Annotated in this window: 7 protein-coding genes; 3 read left to right on the top strand and 4 right to left on the bottom strand. The window is 56.9% G+C overall.

The window, feature by feature from the left end; all coding sequences use genetic code 11:
* The first annotated feature begins 6 nt into the window (after positions 1-6).
* Complete coding sequence (locus HDF12_RS21375) at positions 7-1,224, top strand: NAD-dependent epimerase/dehydratase family protein (RefSeq protein ID WP_179586775.1); 1,218 nt, start codon at positions 7-9, stop codon at positions 1,222-1,224.
* Positions 1,225-1,250: 26 nt separating this feature from the next.
* Here the strand turns inward: HDF12_RS21375 and HDF12_RS21380 are convergent, their stop codons facing one another.
* On the bottom strand, positions 1,251-2,396 hold the full coding sequence (locus HDF12_RS21380) for a glycosyltransferase (RefSeq protein ID WP_179586777.1): 1,146 nt from the start codon (positions 2,394-2,396) through the stop codon (positions 1,251-1,253).
* A gap of 351 nt (positions 2,397-2,747) precedes the next feature.
* Between HDF12_RS21380 and HDF12_RS21385 the strand changes: the two genes are divergently transcribed.
* Entirely contained in the window at positions 2,748-4,157 is a 1,410-nt protein-coding gene (locus tag HDF12_RS21385; protein WP_179586779.1) for a DUF2252 domain-containing protein, read from the top strand.
* A 67-nt stretch (positions 4,158-4,224) separates the two neighbouring features.
* Here HDF12_RS21385 and HDF12_RS21390 read toward each other — a convergent pair whose 3' ends face one another.
* The 3 genes from HDF12_RS21390 to HDF12_RS21400 form a co-directional block, all read right to left on the bottom strand.
* A complete protein-coding gene (locus HDF12_RS21390; protein WP_179586781.1) occupies positions 4,225-5,343 on the bottom strand; it encodes an alkene reductase in 1,119 nt (372 codons plus the stop codon).
* Between the two features lie 160 nt (positions 5,344-5,503).
* Entirely contained in the window at positions 5,504-6,949 is a 1,446-nt protein-coding gene (fumC, locus tag HDF12_RS21395; protein WP_179586783.1) for a class II fumarate hydratase, read from the bottom strand.
* Positions 6,950-7,031: 82 nt separating this feature from the next.
* Positions 7,032-8,747: an NAD-dependent malic enzyme gene (locus tag HDF12_RS21400; protein ID WP_179586785.1), complete on the bottom strand. Its 1,716-nt coding sequence runs from the start codon at positions 8,745-8,747 to the stop codon at positions 7,032-7,034.
* A 767-nt stretch (positions 8,748-9,514) separates the two neighbouring features.
* Here HDF12_RS21400 and HDF12_RS21405 point away from each other — a divergent pair.
* Positions 9,515-16,815: beta strand repeat-containing protein (locus HDF12_RS21405; RefSeq protein ID WP_179586787.1), on the top strand; the 7,301-nt coding region annotated here is incomplete at its 3' end.

Here is a 16,815-nt window from a genome sequence, read left to right on the forward strand (position 1 = left end):
GAAAAAATGCGGATTGCTGTTCTCGGTGGTGATGGTTATTGTGGTTGGGCAACTGCCCTATATCTTGCAAACAAGGGGCATTCCGTTGCGATCGTCGACAACTTTATCCGCCGGCAATGGGACTTCGAGCTCGGAGCTCAGACCCTAACGCCGATCCGTCCTTTGTCTGAGAGATTAGCGGTCTGGTATCAATTGACAGGCATCCCAATCGAACTCTTCGTTGGCGATGTCGCGGACTATGATTTCCTCTCCTCTACCATCAAGACCTTTCAGCCCGACACAGTCGTCCACTTTGCGGAGCAGAGGTCCGCGCCCTACTCAATGATCGATCGCAAGCACGCGGTTTATACCCAGACAAATAATGTGGTTGGGACTCTAAACCTGCTCTTCGCCATCCGTGAGTTGCAACCGGACTGTCATATCGTCAAGTTGGGCACGATGGGTGAATACGGCACGCCGAATATTGATATCGAAGAAGGATTCCTCACCATCGAGCACAACGGCCGAAAAGATACCCTCCCCTTCCCCAAACAACCCGGCTCCTTCTATCACCTCTCAAAAGTACATGACAGCCACAACATCATGTTCACCTGCAAGGCTTGGGGCCTGCGCGCGACCGACCTCAATCAGGGAGTTGTATACGGTACCGTCACCGATGAAGTATCGATGGACGAGGCTTTGATCAACCGTTTTGATTACGACGAGGTATTTGGAACCGTTCTGAACCGCTTCTGCGCCCAGGCGGCGATTGGCTATCCACTCACGGTATACGGAAAAGGCGGCCAGACACGCGGATTTCTCGACCTTCGCGATACGGTCCGCTGCGTAGAGCTAGCTTGCCTGAACCCCGCCAACTCAGGTGAATTCCGTGTCTTCAACCAATTCACCGAGCAGTTCTCGGTCCTCGACCTGGCGGAGACCGTCCAGGCAGTCGCCGGACAGATGGGTCTCAAGGTGGAAATTGATCATCTTCCCGACCCTCGTGTCGAAGCCGAATCGCACTATTACAACGCGAAGCATTCCAAGTTGGCCGATCTCGGGCTACAGCCGCACACACTCTCAGATTCGCTTGTCGATTCGCTGATCAATATCGCACTGCGTTATCGCGATCGGATCGACCCGTCGTTGTTCGCGCCTCAAGTCAATTGGCGGAGCACGCAAAACCAGCGGCGCATCGGAAGCGAAATGAGCAAACAGCCGCTGCTGGTAAAGAATGCCATCTAAGCACGCGCCCACTCCGCATTCTGAGCTCACACCTCAAGAGGCAGGACAAGTTCTCCATCACGCATCAGGTAATTCTGTCCTCGCCACCGAATCGTCTTACGCGTGAAACTCGTCAACCAGATCAAGCTGGCCATTCCGTCCCACAGCGGAATGAGCGCCAGTTTTTTCCAGATACCCGGCTGGTTAAGTCCCCAGGACCCCACCAGCACGGTCAACACAGCGCGGACGACGAGATATCCGCCCAGATAAATCGCGGCGACCAGAAACGTAGGAAGCAGCGCCACTGCCAAAATCGCCCAGGGCAGCCCCAGCGTGAAGATCAGGCCAAGATGTCCCCAAGGGCGCATGTGACGCATGACCGTGATCCACCGCAAACGCTTGTGAAACAGTTCATTGAGTGACTGATAGTCTGCGACTGTGGAGATGGTGTAAGGGAGAAGCTCCACTTCGTAGCCTTGCTCAGCGATCAATCGCCCCACCAGCAGGTCATCTGCTGGACGGTTCTCGATCGAGGCATAGCCGCCAAAGGCCTGAAGCCGCGTGCGGGTTGTCGCAATCGTCGGACCGAGAGCAAACTTCACTCCATCCAATTGCTTTGCCACAAGAATTCCGGGATAGAAGTCGGAAAGCATCCCAATATCCTGCAGACGCTGCACCCAGGTCGATTCTTTGATCGGGACATAAAAGCACGTCACCGCCCCTGTCTTAAGATCCTCCAATGGCGCAACGACCTTGCGCAGATAGTCCGGCGCAACCCGCACGTCGCTGTCGCTGATCACAAGGTATTCATGGGAGGCTTCCTCGACGAGTCGTGCCAGCTTTGCAACTTTGTCGTTGGTCGCAATGCGGCCCGACCCAATCACAATGCGGATTTGACAGTCCGGGAAGTCGCTGACGATTCGCTGTAGCACAGGGTAAGCAGGGTCGTTGGTATCGCCGATACAGAACAAAACTTCGTAGTTCGGATAGTCTTGTCGGCAAAAGCTGGCGAAATTCTCATAAGCCTCTGGATCAAGGCCCCGCACCGGCTTCAGATTGCTGACTGGCGGCAAAAACGCGCCGGCCCTGTCTCCTTTAGCTCGTGTAGCCAAAAAAAAACGGAGCGAACTGAAGATCGCGAGAGCGTAGTAGATGAAGGGGATCGCAGCAATTCCGAGAAACACATTTCGCATTAGGAAAATTGTCATTAGGCACGAGACAGACGCCTGTTTAGTGTATCGCAGCACAGCGAAGGCCCATCAGTTCCCTGCGGCCGGCCCTTTCGGAAAGGGTCCCGGGAAGAGGACGCCATATCCTGCAAACGAGAGCAGTACGCTACGGACGGACCGCAAAGCTATCTGAATCTCATCAGCACCTCATCCAGGTTAGGACTTTCGTTTATTCGGTAGCAAAACCGCAAGTGGAAACTTCGCACCGTAATGCGTCGCTTGGAAGGTTAAAGCTGAGCGTGAGGTGAACGAATCCCTTATGCTTGAACTCCGATATATTCCTCTCTGAAAAAAACCTTGGGAGCAGGAATCAATATGCCGGTTCACCACGCAAAGAAAAAGGTCACGACGGAGCGCGTCAACCTCCGTAAGCCGCAGCCAACGATCGAAGCTCTCCACAAGCAAGGAACCGAAATGCGAGAACACGTTCCGCGTGAAATACATGGACAATGGAAGCCCTCAGCCAAACGCGGCGACGTCCTTTCGATCCTTGCTAAAAGTAACGTTGACCGTCAGCAGAATCTGGTCCCTCTTCGCATGCAACGAATGTCGGCCTCTCCCTTTGCCTTTCTGCGAGGTGCAGCAGCCGTAATGGCGTATGACCTGTCCACGACTCCCACCATCGGCTGCAACGTAGTGCTTGCTGGCGATGCACATCTGAGCAACTTCGGATTTTATGGAACGCCTCAACGAGAACTCGTCTTCGATATCAACGACTTCGATGAAACCGTAATCGGCCCCTGGGAGTGGGACCTTAAGCGGCTGACGGCCAGCGTCAATGTGGCTGGCCGCGAAAATGGTCTGACGAGGAACGAGCGGCGAGTAGCGGTGATGCTGGCCGTTGAAGGATATCAGGAGAATATGGAGAGACTGGAGCCAATGGGAACTCTGGACATTTGGTACCTGCATGCAACTCCGGGAAAGGCGAATATTCTGCGCAAAGTTCCCCAAAAGGCGCTTGCAGTCATGCGGAAAGTTACCGACAAAGCACTCCACTCGGACAACCGTACTCTGCTTACAAAAGTTGCAGATAAGAATGCCAATGGTCAGTGGCACTTCCGCGAAGATCCTCCTATCCTGACCCACGTTAGCGCTGCTTTGAGAAACAAGATCATCACAGCACTGGAGGATTACTCCCTCACGCTCTCCCGTGAGCGCCGGCACATGCTCTCTCGTTACAGTGTTGCGGATGTCGCTCACCGGGTAGTGGGAGTGGGATCAGTTGGCACCAGGACGTATCTCGCGTTACTGATGGGCAAGAACGATGACGATCCGCTCTTTCTCCAAATCAAGGAAGCTTTATCACCCGCGCATGCGGCCTACCTTCCGTCGAGAAAAGCAGAGTTCATCCATGAGGGTCAGCGCGTTGTCGTCGGACAACGAACGCTTCAGGCAGCGAGCGATGTAATGTTGGGATGGACTGAGATTGAAAAGCGGCCTTACTACGTCAGACAAATGAAAAATCTGAAAGCTTCTGTTCCCATCGAGTGGATGAGTGGAGATGCCTTCAATTTTTATTGCTGGGCATGTGGGGCTCTTTTGGCCCGAGCTCATGCACGAACCAGCGAACCGGCGATCATCGCTGGCTATTGCGGCCGATCCGGTGTATTGCGTGAGTCCTATGCGGAATGGGCCGAAGCGTATGGCGATCAGACTGTAACCGATCACGCCAAACTAGCCGCGAAGATCAACGCTGAAGATCAAAAGCTGCTGCGTAATCGTTAGGGTTGCCAGCCTCGATCGTGAGGCTGGTCCCTGTTCAACGGGTGGCTGTCTTGAAGCTACGTGCCGCTCAGGCCACTGCCGTTTCATAAAACGGATAGTCGATGTACCCACGAGCATCCCCACCGTAAAATGTGTCCCGGTCATAAGGATTCAGCGACGCTCCCTGCTTCAGCCGTTCGGGAAGATCTGGATTGGCGATGAAGAATCGGCCAAACACAACCAGGTCCGCATCGCCTTCTTCGAGAATCGCTTCCGCGCTGTCTCCATCGAAACCGCCCGCCGCCAGAATCTGTCCTTTGAAGTGCTTTCGAAACTGTCCCGCAGCCACTGGCGGAAGTCCCTCACCGATCTCAGCACTCCCGTTGATGCGAGGCTCGATGACGTGAAGATAGGCGATGGAGTACTTGTTTGCTTGTTCCGCCACGTAATCGAAGATCAAAGCTGGATTAGAGTCTGACATGCCGTTGAACTGCGTGCTGGGTGAGAGCCTGATTCCGACCTGGCTCTTATCCCATACTGCGAGAACCGTCTCCAGCACCTGAAAGAGCAAGCGCGCCCGATTTTCTGCGGAGCCGCCGTATTCATCTGTTCTCCGGTTGCTGCCGTTTTGCAGGAACTGGTCCAACAGATAGCCGTTGCCACCGTGGAGTTCAACTCCATCGAACCCGGCAGCCTTCGCGTTGAGAGCGGCTTTACGATAATCCTCCAGCAACGCCGGAATCTCCTCGACCTTCAAGGCGCGGTTCGGTGTGACAGGAACCCACCCGTTCTTGGTGAAGGACACTCCTTCGTACGGAACACCCTCGGACGGTCCAACGGGGATAGCCCCGCCGGTCAAGTCCACGTGGCTGGTTCGTCCCACATGCCAGAGTTGAACAACGATCTTTCCCCCCTTGGCATGGACCGCGTCTGTAATGCGCCGCCACCCTGCCACTTGCGCCTCCGAATAAATTCCAGGAGCCCCGAGATATCCGCGGGCCGTAACCGAGACCGTCGTGGCCTCCGAGATAATCAACCCGCCGTTTGACGCGCGCTGCGTATAGTACTCAAGCATCAGGTCGCCGGGAATATCACCTGGTGTTTCAGAACGAAGCCTCGTCAGCGGCGCCATTACTACCCTGTGGCCCAGTTCGATCGCACCAAGCTTTACCGGCTCAAAAAGCTTCGAATAAGTCTGCGTCGCCATGAATCTCTCCTTTTACCGATCGTTAGTTTGGATGCAATATGTACGACCGTATTAATAGATGAATTCAACATCTATAAAGATTCAGGCGAACACAGAAATTTTGATGTTTATCGAACTTTACCTCGGACAGGCCTCGGTTCGCAAAACAAACTACGTTACATCAGCCATTGGGAAAGACCATCTTCTTCGGATCAATCACCTGATCAAAGGTTTTTTCGTCGATCCATCCGGTCGCCAGCGCCGCCTGCTTCAACGTCGTCTCTTCATCGAGCGCCTTGTGGGCAATCTTCGAAGCCTTGTCGTAGCCGATCACGGGACTGAGCGCGGTCACCAGCATCAGGGAATTCTGGACAAACTGGGCGATGCGCTTTTCATTCAGCATGGTCCCCTCAACTGAAAATATCCGAAACTTCTCGCATCCATCGGCCAGAATCCGCGCCGAATGAAGAAAGTTGTTGATGATGATCGGCCGCATCGCATTCAACTCAAAATTGCCCTGCGAGCCGGCAAAAGCTACGGCCGAATCATCTCCGATAACCTGAATGCAGATCATCACCATTGCCTCGCACTGCGTCGGATTTACCTTACCGGGCATGATCGAAGAGCCAGGCTCATTCGCCGGCAGCACCAGTTCGCCGAGGCCACAGCGCGGACCGGAAGCCAGCCACCGCATATCGTTTGCAATCTTCATCAGAGCAACAGCAAGAGAGCGTAGCGCGGCATGCGCGTTTACCATCGCGTCGAGCGAACCTTGCGCGGCAAACTTGTTTGGCGCGGTGATAAAGGGCATCCCCGTCAGCTCCGCTATCTTCGCAGCGATATCCTCCCCAAAGTGTGGAGGAGCATTCAGCCCGGTACCGACTGCGGTACCGCCCGCAGCCAGTTGATAGATCCCCTCCAGAGACCTGTCGATCAAAGCCATCGCATCGCGAAGTTGAACCGCATAGCCCGACCACTCCTGGCCAACCGTAAGAGGCACAGCATCTTCCAGATGCGTACGGCCAATCTTCACGACATCATGCCACTGCTTTGCCTTGTCCTCGATCGCCGAAGTCAAAGCTTCCACTCTAGGTAAAAGATACCTCTTCACCTCCAGCGCGCTGGCGATATGCATCGCCGTTGGAAAGGTGTCATTCGACGACTGCGCCATATTGACATGATCATTCGGGTGTATCGGCGCCTTACTCCCCAGCACTCCGCCGAGCAACTGAATCGCCCGGTTTGAGATTACTTCGTTAACGTTCATGTTCGACTGTGTTCCTGACCCGGTCTGCCAAACAAAAAGGGGGAACTCAGTATCCAATTTTCCGGCGATCATCTCGTCCGCAACGGCCGAAATTGCATCAGCCTGCCACCGGTCGAGGCGTCCTGCAGCGGCATTCACCAATGCGGCCGCCTTTTTCACATAACCGTAAGCGTGATACACCTGCTTCGGCATGTGATCGTCCCCGATCGCAAAGTGAATCAGCGAACGCTGCGTTTGAGCGCCCCAGTAGTGGTCTGCCGGAACCTCGACTTCGCCCATTGAGTCTGTTTCTTTCCTCTTTCCCGAAGCGCCGACGCCGATGGGAATCTGCTTCAACTCATACAACTCTTGCGTACCCATAGATCACCTCACTTCTTCTGCAATTGAAGTTGAGACCACCCGCCCCTTCCAGCGCTAGCGCTTGGCGGGGTGGCAGACGGCATTAGTCGCCCAACCGAACATACGGTACGTAGACCGGCTCCCAGACATATTCGCGGAGCTCCCTCTCAAAAGACTTTTCATTGGAAACCCCTGAGAGGCCTTCTGCGACCGCCTGCTTCCCAACGGCCTCCGCCACCTTCAGCCCGACCTGGCGAGAATCGGCGATAGGCGGCAGCAGAGATGCTTCTTTGTTCTTCTGCGTCGGAGAAAGTGCCGCAAGAGCCTTTGCGGCAGCCATGATCATCGAATCCGAGACCCTCTTCGCCCTTGACGTAAGAATCCCCAGGGCAAGACCCGGGAAGATATAGGAGTTGTTCGTCTGCGCGAACTCCACAGCCTTGCCATCGATCATAGCCGGAGGAAATGGACTACCCGTGCCGATCAGGGCGCGCCCGTTCGTCCATTTCATAAGATCTGCAGGAGCAGCTTCGCTCTTGGACGTCGGGTTCGACAAAGGAAAGATAGCTGGGCGATCTGTGTGCTTAGCCATCTCGCGCACAATCTTCTCAGTAAATGCGCCCGCCTGGCTGGAGACTCCGATCAGGACCGTCAGCTTCGCGTTCCGGACTACATCCTCGAGCGAAACCTGCTCCGGATTGGAAAGCGTCCATTCCTTCAGATCGGACTTCTTCTTCGCATAGCGCGCCTGGTCAGGCCGAAGGCCTGTCTGTCCTTCGAGGATCAGTCCGTAGCGGTCGACCGCATAAAACTGCTTATGAGCTTCCTCGTCGCTCAACCCGCTCTCTTTCATGGCGGCGAGAAGCAGATTGGCAATCCCAATTCCCGCGGAGCCAAAGCCGAGGAAGCCGATCCTCTGTTCTTTCATCGGTATGCCAGTCGCCGTAACCGCCCCTAAAACAGTGGCAGTTGCCACCGCCGCTGTTCCCTGAATATCGTCATTAAACGTGCAAAGCTGGTCGCGATACCGTTCGAGTAGGCGGCTGGCGTTCGAACCGGCAAAGTCTTCCCATTGCAGAAGAATATGCGGCCACCGGCTCTTCACCGCCGAGACAAACGCTTCGACGAAGTCGTCATATTCCCGCCCTCGCACCCGCTTGTTGCGCCAACCGATGTAGATCGGATCCTTGAGACGTTCCTCATTGTCCGTTCCTACATCGAGAAGCACAGGCAGGCAGTGTTCCGGATGAACTCCGGCCAGGGCTGTATACAGAGCCATCTTTCCGATCGGTATCCCCATTCCTCCGGCTCCCTGATCGCCGAGACCGAGAATCCGTTCGCCGTCACTCACGACGATGCATCGCACCTTGTCATAACGAGAGTCGGCAAGCATCTGGTTGATACGGTCCTTGTTGGGATAACTGATGAAGAGGCCGCGCGGCTTAAGCCAGGTCTCACTGAAGCGTTGACAGCCTTCGCCCACCGTCGGCGTATACACAATCGGCAGAAACTTCTCGACGTTCCGGGTGATCAGGGCATAGAACAGGGTTTCATTCGAGTCCTGCAAGTCACGCATGAAGTTGTATCTTTCAAAGCTGCTCGTCTGATTGTCAAAGGCCTTCATGCGACGTTCCAGCTGATCCTCCAACGTCCCCAGATGCGGCGGCAGCAATCCATGGAGCGCGAAGGTATCTCGCTCCTCCTCTGTAAACGCTGTCCCCTTGTTTAGTCCTGGATGGAGTAGCAGGTCGTAGCCAGAGAGCCTGGTCTCCACGACCGCCGCTTTAGTAAAGTTTTCTACTGCGGAAGGTGAGTTCATTTGATCCTCTTTCTCTGTCGTGACGGAGCTGACGAGGGAACCGTGCGACCTCTCTTCGATGCGGGGATCGCAACATCAGGCTGCAGGATTTGTCAGGCACATTCACAACCAAAGTGCACCGGCACCCTGGTTGCCATGCACCACGTAAACCTCCGACAACCTGCCCCCGGGAGATGAGCTTTATTATCTTCCTCGCGTCTCCTCATCGGTAGAGTCAGATCTTCACGCTTTTAATAGAGAAGCGACCGCGCAGTCTCGCTCCTCTCCACGGTTCTCCGTCGAGGTCTTCCGGCGCCAGCCGCGTGGGTAACTCAAGGAGTCCTGATCGGTCAGGGCCGCACCGCATTCGCAAGTCCCTCCGGACTGATCCCACCCGCCCGCTACTGACACTTCTGTGTCAGTCCGTAAAAATATTTCTGCTGGTTGGGTAAAAATACCTGCATTTTGCGAAATTTCTGCTGCCACCTTTGGACTATGGATGAGAAGCCGCAGCTAAGTGATTCTAGTGAGGAGCAAAGGAGGCCAATAACTCTCTTATGCGATTCCATTCTCTATCGGCGAACATGCAGGCCTGATAAGAACGGCACGAAAGTTCTTGGGCCTCTTCAGGCTTTAGCAATACCAGCATAGTTCTCGCCTCAGGAAGTCCCTAGCAGAAAAGCAGCGCAGGAGTCGAACGTGGCCACCATCCACCGGAGCTTTTGCGTAAGGCGCACCCGTCTGCCTGGAAGCTTCTTGTCACGTCATTAGTTGTCACGGAGATAAGCATGTCGTCACACCGCACCAAATGCAAAAGCCGTTCAGGATATCTAAAGTCTGGCAGCCGTTCTTTCTCAGGCATCTTGCTGGCCGTCCTGGGCCTCCTCCTGGCAACTGTGTCCGTGCCTGAGAGCTTCGCTTTGGGCGCTGCAACAACGACAAGTCTGACGCTCTCTTCAGCCACCGTTACCAGTGGAACCATGGTCACGCTCACCGCCGCAGTGACGACCGGCGTGAGCACACCAGTCTCCCCGGGATTGATCACTTTTTGTGACGCAACTGCGACTCACTGCGTAAATTCCGCGATTCTAGGCACAGCCCAGTTAACCGCGACTGGAACTGCGGTACTTCGCCTTATTCCTGGTATCGGGACTCACAAGTACATAGCTGTCTTCAATGGAACGAACTCCCATTCCTCCAGCTCCTCTCCGTCACAAACCCTCAGTGTCACCGGAACGTACGCGACAGGAACAACTCTCACCAGCACAGGCACCGCAGGCAACTACACACTCGCAGCCACGGTCGTGGGAAACGGCGGGTTCACCCAATCACCCACAGCCGCCCTCTCCTTTGTAGACACATCCAACAGCAACTACGTCTTCGGCACCTCTCCTTTGGGAGCTGCTGTCGCCGCGCAGACGTTTAATGCCGCCGCCTCTGCAAGCGGCACGGGTATTCCTCCCAGGGGCTCCGCCCTAGGGGACTTTAACGGCGACGGAAAGCTGGATATCGCAGTAGCCTCCGCTGCGAACAAAGTCAATATCCTGCTGGGCACAGGAACCGGAACCTTCACCACAGGAACCACGCTCACCGCCGGCCTCACACCCATCGTTGTTGCAGTCGGCGACTTCAACAACGATGGAATCCTGGATCTTGCCGTAACCAATGCCGTAGGCAACTCGGTAAGCATCTTCTTTGGTAGGGGGAATGGCACGTTTCAGAACCAGGTGATTTACCTCACGGGAATCACGCCAAGCGCCGTCGCCGTTGGCGACTTCAATAACGACGGCAACGCCGACCTCGCTATTACCAACCAGGCCAGCAACACCGTCACCGTTCTTTTGAATAATGGCAACGGCACATTCACCGCTGCTCCCTTCTCGCCATTTACCGTCGGAGCCGGTCCTCTCAATCTCATCGTGAGTGACTTCAACGGAGACGGCAAAGCCGATATCGCCGTCACCAACTTCGCGACCGTCTCGGTCTCCATTCTTCTGGGTGACGGCACAGGAAACTTCAGCCAGGCCAGCGGTTCTCCGATCGACGTCGGCAGATACCCAACCGGGCTCGTTGCAGGAGACTTCAACGGCGACGGCATCATCGATATCGCCGTCCCTAGCTCCAACGACGACACCGTCGGGATACTCATCGGTAACGGCAATGGAACCTTTCAGCCACGCGTCGTCGGTGCAAACCCCGTCGGCGCAGTACCGATTGCAATTGCACTGGGCGACTTCAACGGAGATGGCAAAGCCGACCTGACAGTCGTGAATCAAAACAACACGACACAAAGCGTCCTGCTTGGAAACGGTGACGGAACGTTTCAGGCCGCAGTAAATTACACCGTAGGTGCAACCGGATCTTCAACGCTCGTCGGGGATTTCAACGGCGACGGATTTCCAGATATTGCAACTCCAGTGCAGAGCAACAACAACGTGGCAGTCCTGCTGGACCAGATCACCCAGACCGCAACCGCCACTCTAAACACTCCTAACGTCCCCGCCGGCGCTGCGATCGCGCACAAGGTCGACGCGGTCTACCCCGGAGAAACCTACTTCGCCAAAAGCACCTCCAACCTCTTGTCTCTCACTGGTACGCCAATCACCACAGCTACGCTGCTGAGTGCGAATCCTTCATCCAGCACTTACAGCCAGCAGGTCGTACTCTCTGCCACCCTCAGCCCCTATGCCTTAGGCGGCTACACCACTAACAACGAACTGATCACCTTCCTCAACGGCGCCACTGTTCTGGGTACAAGCAAGCTCTCCAGCGGAATCGCGACACTGAATGTGACGTCGCTGCCTGTCGGCACGGATAGCCTTACCGCGAGCTTCAACCTCGGCAGCCCCACTGATGCAAACTTTCTAGCCAGCACATCCTCACCCATCAACTACCCCGTCGCAAAGACCACGCCGGTCATCACCTGGGCCACGCCGGCTCCCATCAACTACGGCATCCTGGTGTCCTCGACCCAACTCAACGCCACAACAACCGTCGCCGGAACATTTTCCTACAGTGTGGCTGCTTACACCCTGCTCCCCGTAGGCACCTACACGTTGAGCGCCACCTTCACCCCGAGTGTCGCCAACAGCTCGAGCTACTCCTCGGCGACCGCCAGCGTGACCCTTGTGGTAAACCCCGCGAACCCGCAGATCAGCTGGCCTTCGCCCGCGCCGATCACCTATCCGACTCCGCTGAGCAATATACAACTTGACGCGACGGTCGCTGTCTACGCTCCGGTACCACTGACCTCGTACTACAACCTCAACGGTATCTACTCCAACGGCACGAGCTTTAGCGGTGGCTTTGATCAAGGCGGCAATGCCTACTCGTCGAATTTGCTTGGAACCTCCGTCACCTGGAACAACATAACTTATCAATTGGGACCCGCCAACGCACTCGATGCAGTCGGCGGTCTGAGCAGCACAGGAACGACGGTGACCATCGCTCTTCCGGCTGGATACTACGCCAGCCTTAATATGCTTGGCGCGATGGTCAACAACTCTACCGCGGCGAACCCATTCATCATCACTTATACCGACGGAACCACCAGCACCTATACGCAAAGCCTGAGTGACTGGGTCTATCCGATGAACTACCCCGGCGAGACAGAAGTCACTTGCGTCCCTTACCGCAACACCTCCGGTGGTGGCGAAGATAGTCACTTGACCTGCGTCTACGGCTATTCGATTCCGCTCAACAGCTCAAAAATTGTTCAGAGTGTCACGCTTCCCGCATGGCAGGGACCAGGAGATGTCTCGATACTCGCCATGGACCTGGTCTCGCCTCCCATCCCAGGCGCACTGGTCTATTCGCCCACGTCAGGCACTGTCCTGCCTACTGGAGAAAACACACTCTCCGCTACCTTCACACCTACCAACACGACCAACTACACCGGCGCCACGGCATCCGTACCACTGCTCGTCAATCCAGCAAGCTCGACCGTAATCGTCTGGCCTACGCCTGCCTCAATCACCTATGGCACGCCGCTCAGCGCCACCCAGCTCAACGCTGTAGCCGAGATCACTCCGAACACGACTTCTGTTTCACTTTCCTCTTATTACCGCGTCAACGCCTTTCAATCGAATGGATCCCTCTTCTCAACCGGCGGCTTTGACAACATCGGAAACGCGTACTCCTCCAATTCGGTTGGCACCTCTATCACCTGGAATGGCCAGACTTACTCTCTTGGGCCAGCGAACCTTCCAGACGCCGTCACCAGCACCGTCATCGCCCTGCCCCAGGGAGCCTTCTCCGGCCTGACGATGATCGGCGCGGCCACAATCGTCGGACAGACCTCCCAACGCTTCACCATCACCTACACCGATGGAACCACCGTGTTCGCCGCAGTGAGTCTCGACAGCTGGACACAGACCTCTCCCTTCACTCCCTACCCCGGCGAGAGCATCGTCTCCACGACGGCCTTCCGAAATACCAGCAGCGGCGGCCAGACCCTCGGCACCACTTATCTCTACGGCTATACCATCCCTCTCGACAACACGAAGACCGTGCAAAGCATCACCCTGCCTAACAATCGCAACGTCGTCATCGTCGCAATGGCCCTCAACACGGCGGCCACCCCAACGGTAATTCCAGGTTCGTACGTATATACCCCTCCTGCAGGAACGGTCCTGCCTGTAGGCACCAATAAACTCAGCGTTCAGTTCACCCCAACCAATCCGGCCTACGGATCAGCCACGGGAACAGTAAACCTCGTTGTCAACAAACAAGCCCTCCTCTTCACGGCCAACAACGAGACCGCCGTCTACGGAACGCCAGTCCCTCCCTATACCTATACGGTCACGGGCTACGTCAACGGCGATACCGCGTCCACCGCATACAGCGGCAATCCTTCGTTGACCACGATCCCAGCGGCCCCCACAACCGCAAACACCTACACCATCACCGCCGCCATCGGCTCTCTCACGTCCTCAAACTACAGTCTGACCTTCGCCACCGGAACGCTCACCATCACCCAGGCTTCCCCCACCGTAACCTGGACCACTCCAGCAAATATCACCTACGGAACGGCGCTCACTAATACACAACTCAACGCCACTGCCTCCGTACCCGGCAGCTTTACCTACACCCCGGCGCTAGGCAGCATTCCAGCCGCGGGCGTCGATACTCTTTCGGTCACCTTCAAGCCAACGGACTCCACCGACTACTCTTCCGTCACCAAGACCGTACAAATAACCGTCAACCAAGCCACACCCGTTATCACCTGGGCCAATCCCGCCGCCATCACCTACGGAACAGCGCTCTCCGCAACCCAGCTCAACGCAACCGCCTCCGTACCCGGCTCCTTCACTTACTCCCCCGCCATCGGAAACGTTCCTGGTGCCGGCACGGTCAGCCTGACAGCTACCTTCACTCCGACCGACACCGTCAACTACACTACCGCAACCAAAACGGTTCAACTGGTCGTCAACCAGGCAGCCCCAGTCATCACCTGGGCCAATCCCGCGGCCATCACCTACGGCACGGCACTCTCCGCAATCCAACTCAACGCAACCGCCTCCGTAGCTGGTACCTTCACCTACACACCAGCCGCGGGCTCCGTTCCCGGCGCTGGTACTGACACGTTGTCGGTCACCTTCACCCCCACCGACACCACCGACTACTCCACCGCCACCAAGACCGTGCAGATCGTTGTCAATCAAGCGACGCCGGTCATCACCTGGGCAACACCAGCAGCCATCACATACGGAACCGCCCTCTCTGCAACCCAACTCAACGCAACCGCCTCCGTAGCTGGAACCTTCACCTACACTCCCGCCTCCGGCACTATTCCGGGCGCTGGCACGGACACTTTGTCGGTCACCTTCAAACCAACCGACTCCACCGACTACACCACGGCAACAGCAACCGTACAGCTCATCGTCAACAAGGCAACGCCCGTCATCACCTGGGCCAATCCCGCGGCCATCACCTACGGAACCGCCCTCTCGAACACCCAACTTAACGCAACTGCTTCTGTCGCAGGTTCGTTCGTCTACACTCCTGCCGTGGGCAACATCCCAGCAGCAGGAACCGACACCCTCTCGGTCACCTTCACCCCAACCGACGCCACCGACTACACCACCGCAACCAAGACCGTTCAGATCGTTGTCAATCAAGCCACCCCAGTCATCACCTGGGCCAATCCCGCAGCCATCACCTACGGAACCGCCCTCTCCGCGACCCAACTTAACGCAACTGCCTCCGTCGCAGGTACCTTCACCTACACCCCCGCCGTGGGCAACATCCCAGCAGCAGGAACCGACACCCTCTCGGTCACCTTCACCCCGACCGACGCCACCGACTACACCACAGCCACCAAGACCGTTCAGATCGTTGTCAACCAGGCTACCCCGGTCATCACCTGGGCCAATCCCGCAGCCATCACCTACGGCACCGCACTCTCCGCAACCCAACTCAACGCCACCGCCTCGGTCGCCGGTACCTTCACCTACACCCCCGCCATCGGCAATATCCCCGCAGCCGGTACCGACACCCTCTCCGTCACCTTCACCCCCACCGACACCACCAACTACACCTCCGCAACCAAGACCGTCCAAATCGTCGTCACCCAGGCAGTCCCAGTCATCACCTGGGCGAACCCAGCAGCCATCACGTACGGAACCGCACTCTCCGCCACCCAACTCAACGCCACCGCCTCGGTCGCCGGCACATTCATCTACTCTCCGGCATCCGGCGCTACTCCGGGCGCTGGCACGGACACCTTGTCGGTAACCTTCAAACCAACCGACGCCACCGACTACACCACAGCAACCGCAACCGTACAGCTCGTCGTCAACAAGGCAACGCCAGTCATTACCTGGGCAAACCCTGCGGCCATCACCTACGGAACCGCCCTCTCGGCAACTCAACTCAACGCCTCTGCCTCCGTCGCCGGTTCGTTCGCATATTCACCGGCCGCAGGCAGCATTCCCGCCGCTGGCACCGATACCCTTTCCGTCACCTTCACCCCCAGCGACGCCACCGACTACACCACAGCAACAGCCACTGTACAGCTTGTCGTCAATAAGGCCTCCCCCGTCATCACCTGGGCAAACCCCGCCGCGATCACCTACGGAACTGCACTCTCCGCAACCCAACTCAACGCAACCGCCTCCGTCGCCGGCTCGTTCGCTTACACCCCAGCTGCAGGCAATATCCCGACCGTCGGAACGAATACACTTTCGGTCACCTTCACACCAACCGACGCCGCCAACTACACCACGGCCACCAAGACCGTACAGATCATAGTCAACCAGGCAACGCCCGTCATCACCTGGGCGAACCCAGCAGCCATCACCTACGGCACCGCGCTCTCCGCAACTCAACTCAACGCAACCGCCTCCGTCGCCGGATCGTTCGCTTACACCCCGGCCATCGGCAACGTCCCTGCCGCTGGCACTGACACCCTCTCGGTCACCTTCACCCCCACCGACACCACCAACTACACCACCGCCACCAAGACCGTCCAGATCGTCGTCACCCAGGCTTCACCTGTCATCACCTGGGCCAACCCAGCCAGCATCACCTACGGAACGGCACTCTCCGCAACCCAGCTCGACGCAACCGCCTCCGTCCCCGGCTCGTTCACCTACACCCCCGCCATCGGCAACATCCCCGCGGCTGGCACCGATACCCTCTCGGTCACCTTCACCCCCACCGACACCACCAACTACTCCACCGCCACCAAGACCGTTCAGATCGTCGTCACCCAGGCAGTCCCAGTCATCACCTGGGCAAACCCAGCCAGCATCACCTACGGCACCGCACTCTCCGCCACCCAACTCAACGCAACCGCCTCCGTCCCAGGTTCGTTCGCCTACACCCCCGCCGCAGGCAACATCCCAGCAGCAGGAACTGACACCCTCTCGGTCACCTTCACCCCCACCGACACCACCAACTACACCACCGCCACCAAGACCGTCCAGATCGTCGTCACCCAGGCTTCACCAGTCATCACCTGGGCCAACCCAGCCAGCATCACCTACGGAACAGCACTCTCCGCCATCCAACTCAACGCAACCGCCTCCGTTGCCGGCTCGTTCGCCTACACCCCCGCCGCAGGCAGCATCCCAGCCGCAGGTACCGA

The organism is Tunturiibacter gelidiferens (assembly GCF_013410115.1).
Classification (GTDB): Bacteria; Acidobacteriota; Terriglobia; order Terriglobales; family Acidobacteriaceae; genus Edaphobacter; species Edaphobacter gelidiferens.

Coding starts and splice junctions, on each gene's coding strand:
- HDF12_RS21400 (WP_179586785.1), bottom strand. CDS start 8,747: ATGAACTCACCTTCCGCAGTAGAAAACTTTACTAAAGCGGCGGTCGTG.
- HDF12_RS21390 (WP_179586781.1), bottom strand. CDS start 5,343: ATGGCGACGCAGACTTATTCGAAGCTTTTTGAGCCGGTAAAGCTTGGT.
- fumC (WP_179586783.1), bottom strand. CDS start 6,949: ATGGGTACGCAAGAGTTGTATGAGTTGAAGCAGATTCCCATCGGCGTC.
- HDF12_RS21375 (WP_179586775.1), top strand. CDS start 7: ATGCGGATTGCTGTTCTCGGTGGTGATGGTTATTGTGGTTGGGCAACT.
- HDF12_RS21380 (WP_179586777.1), bottom strand. CDS start 2,396: ATGCGAAATGTGTTTCTCGGAATTGCTGCGATCCCCTTCATCTACTAC.
- HDF12_RS21385 (WP_179586779.1), top strand. CDS start 2,748: ATGCCGGTTCACCACGCAAAGAAAAAGGTCACGACGGAGCGCGTCAAC.